4 protein-coding genes are annotated in these 3,803 nt (G+C 61.5%); all 4 read right to left on the bottom strand.

Annotated elements, in window-relative coordinates:
* A partial coding sequence (locus tag EPO09_RS06365) for an FAD:protein FMN transferase (RefSeq protein ID WP_290641315.1) occupies positions 1 to 770 on the bottom strand: 770 nt, incomplete at its 3' end.
* Complete coding sequence (locus tag EPO09_RS06370; RefSeq protein ID WP_290641317.1) at positions 767 to 1,348, bottom strand: FMN-binding protein; 582 nt, start codon at positions 1,346 to 1,348, stop codon at positions 767 to 769. The genes EPO09_RS06370 and EPO09_RS06365, both read right to left, overlap by 4 nt.
* 1 nt (position 1,349) lies before the next feature.
* Positions 1,350 to 2,777, bottom strand: coding sequence for a porin (locus EPO09_RS06375; RefSeq protein ID WP_290641319.1), 1,428 nt, complete (start codon positions 2,775 to 2,777; stop codon positions 1,350 to 1,352).
* Between the two features lie 41 nt (positions 2,778 to 2,818).
* On the bottom strand, positions 2,819 to 3,803 hold a 985-nt coding region (locus tag EPO09_RS06380), incomplete at its 5' end, for a cytochrome c peroxidase (protein WP_290641322.1).

Raw genomic sequence — 3,803 nt, forward strand, 5'->3', positions numbered from 1 at the left:
GATGGCTCGTGAACCCAGGCTTGGGCCTGGTAGTGTTGCAGCAGGTCGTGCGCCAGACCGTGGTCCAGCGTCCGACATTGTGCAATCACCTTGGTCAAGGCATCAGCCCAGGCGCAACGCGGTGCCAGCACGCTCACGTGCAAGGCCGCGCCTTGACCGCTCAAATGCGATCGGGCGCCGGCACGGAAATCACTCGTGGCCATCGCGCCATCCTGTAATTCGGCCCAAGGGCGAACACCGCCGCCGAGCTCATCACGCAACACCAAGGGCAAGGTCAGGCCGTGGGCTCGCAAGTCCCCACCGGCATTGACCCACACGGCCGCAGCGCCCTGCCCCAAGGCTGCTTCCACCGCCTTGTCCACAGCCCAGCCCTTGGCCAGGCCACCCAGATCAAGGCTGGTGGAGGCCTGGTGGCGAATCAGGCAGGGCTGCGCATCTTGCCAGTCCAATTGCCAAGAGCCCGAACCCAAGGCCACATCGAACAAGCCATCAGACTGCGCTTGCAAGGTTTGCGCAAACTGCAGCACGTCAGCCGTCCAGGGATGCACGACAACGGGCTCGCCGACTGCCGCCGCATGGCTGCGGCTCAGATCACTGCCCGCTTCGAACACCGACATGCGCTGTTGCACCTGCTGCATGATCTCAAAGGCCGCGTGCAAGGCAACCTCTGAACCCACAGGCACGCCGATATCCACCAACGTGCCCAGCACCGGCCGTGCACGGCGCACCCATTGGGCGCCTTCATGCGGCGGCAAGGCAAACAGGCTCAAGCACCCGCTCCAAGTTGCCCGCTACTGCGCGCCATGTCGATGAGCGCCGCAATGCGCTTGATGCCTTCGGTCACGTGGCTGCAAGACAAGGTCGCGCCACTGATGTTGGCGATGTCACTGCCCACCTTGATGGGGGCTTGCGCCGTCTTGCCCACAAACTGCTGGCGCCACGCGGGCAAGCGGATCTCGCCACCATGGCTTTCTCGGTAAGAAAGGATCTCGACCTGCTTGACCGAGCCATCCACCGCGATGCCCACGGCATAGGTGATCAACTCGAATTTGCCGACCACGTTGTCGATGATGACCCAGCCCAATCGCTTGCCACCTTGCGATGCTTCAAGCACCTTCCATTGCGCGGAACGAGCCGGCACGCCATAGCGACTGGCCATGGCCTGCATCTGCGCCGCATCCAGCTTGATCTCACGCACATCGAATCGATCGGCTTGCGGAAACAAGGCCTGCTGCGCCTGCTGGGGGCTCAGGTAATCCACGGCATAGGCCATCACAGGCAAGCCGTTGGCTGCCACGGCCACGGCAGCAGGCAGCAGCTTGGCCGCATCTACCAATTTGAAGCGCATGTCAGAAGCTCCAGCCCATGCCCAGATCGAGGCGATTGTTGTCGCCATCATGCTTGAAGCGCTGCACATCGGCCTTGAAGACCAGGCCCTGCCCCACATTGAAGTTGGCACCCAATGTATAGACCTGGCGGGTAGCCGCCGCGTCGGGCGTCAGCCCCAAGCCCAGATCCGCATAGGACTTGCGCGTGTTGAAACGCTCGGCACGCACAAAGGGCGACAGGCTCAGATCATCCCAAGCCCACAGCTTGTAGGCCGCCTGCACGTAGACGCCATCGAAGCTCTTGGGAATGGGGTACCAATCCGGCCCACTGCTGATGCCGTTGTGCATGTTGAAATCAGCCGTGCCGGAGATCGTGCCACGCGCATACACGCTCGACAGATCCAGCGCGCCGAGGGTGTAGCGGGCATGCAGATCCCACAAGTTGACGCGCAGCTTGTTGCCACCTGCTGTGGGCTGGCCTTGACCACCATTGCCCGAGAACCAGGAACCGCCCAGTTGAAGCCCCGGCAGCCCACGCCAGTTCAAGGCCACAAATACCGCAGGGTCCTTGGCCTTGGCTTGCGACATCTCCTGGTGCACAGAGCCCAGTGGCGAGTCGGCTGTTTCAGCATCATCGCTGGCCCATTTGGACACATCAAAGCCCGTGCTCAAGCCCGTCTGCACCGTCAAGCCGTTGTCGAAGTTACCCACCAGTTGCAGGCCACCTTCACGCCATGTTGAGGGGATGATGGCCGTTTCAACGAAGTTGCGCTCGACACCGTAGTAGGCCGTGGGCTCATGGTTCTCGTTGAGCAAACCGCTGGGCATCAAGAACAAGCCGGCGCGCAAGGCCCAGCGATCATTGAGCTGGCGCTCTGCATAAGCCTGCTCAACCTCTACCTCGCCCTTGTCATCGGCAGAACTCACGCCGTGCTCGACCTCCAGCTCCGTCACGATCTTGGTCTTGGCATCCAGGCGGTGCTGCATGCCCAGCACGAAGCGGCGCATGTCAGCCTGGTTGCGCGACGAATCCTTGTTGTAGCGGTTGTAGTTGAGCTCGCCGTAGCCTGTCAGCACCGTGGCAGGCTCTGCGGTTGGTGAGCCGGCGTTGTCATTGCCGGTGCCGTTTTCCACACCGTTGGCGACTGAAGCGGAGGCCGCAGCCACCACGGGCACGGCAGGAGCCGTTGACGCCACCGGCGCAGGGTTCGCCACCACAACGGCCTTGTTCGCCTGGGCTTGCTGCTTGAGCTCAGCCAGTTGCGCCTTGAGTTGTGCCATCTCACCAGAGAGCTGATCGAGGCGCTGCATCAGTTCCGCTTCGTGCGAAGGCACCGTCGCGGCGGCTGCGGGTTTGGCCACACGCTTGGGTGCAGCTTGCGCAACCGACACGGCACACAGGCTCAAGCAAGTGCTGGCCAGCAAGGTAAGGCGATGCATGGAGTTCATGGCGAGGTTCCAGAGAAGATGAAAATGACTTGATGGCGGGTTCAGCGCTTGCAATCCGATGCCGTGGCGGGCCAGTTGTCGGTCAGCGTGCACAGGAAGTCCACGAGATCGTGGATCTCGTCGCTGTTCAAAGCCGGGCTGGCGCCGGGCTGACGGTTGTAAGGCCCCTCCGTGACGTTGACGTTGCCGCGATAGGCCTCAGGCAGGTCGTTGAACTTCACATCGGGCTGGCCGTTGCTGTCCAGGTAGAACGCATCCGGGTTGATGTCCCGCTGCACATAAAAGGTCACGACTTTGGTCAAGGTGTCAAAGCGGCCGTTGTGGAAGAAGGCTTTGCGCAAGCCCACATTGCGCAAAGAAGGCACTTTGAACTTGCCACACACGGCGGCTTTGCGTGCATCACTCAGATCGGCCACAGCAGCGCTCTCGCACAAGCCCAGATCGAAGGAACTCGGATCGGTGGCCACGGCCCAGTTGCGCGGCACACCCAGTGAGTCATATGAGAAATCCGTGAACAGAGGGAAGCTGCCGTCCGTGCCCATGGCGCTGGGATGGCAGGCTGCGCAATTGCCCTTGCTTGAACTGTTGAACAGGGCCAGGCCACGCAACTCCGACGCGCTCAGGTTGGTCTGCCTTCTCAGATAAGCGTCGTACTTGCTGCTGAAGGGCGCGAACTCGCCGTCTTCCTTCTGATAAGCCTGCAAGGCCAAGGCCACACGATCAAATGCAGCAGCAGGATCATTGAAGATGTTCTGACCATACAGCGCCATGAACTCGTTGGCATAGCTGGCAGACGCAAGCTTGGCAATGACCGTGGCCACATCCGCATTGGCCATTTCCTTGGCATTCAGGAAAGGACCCTTGCCTTGCTCGGCCAGTGAGGCTGCCCGCCCATCCCAGAAGAAGCCGCCCGTGGGTGTGCCATCCTCAAATCTGAACGCCTTGTTGAAACGCAGATAGCGGATGGAAGGCGCCACACGCCCCCCCACCGATGTGCCATCCGAACCAGGCTCTGTGACACCGGTG

Source organism: Aquabacterium sp. (assembly GCF_004297345.1).
Lineage (GTDB): Bacteria > Pseudomonadota > Gammaproteobacteria > Burkholderiales > Burkholderiaceae_C > Aquabacterium.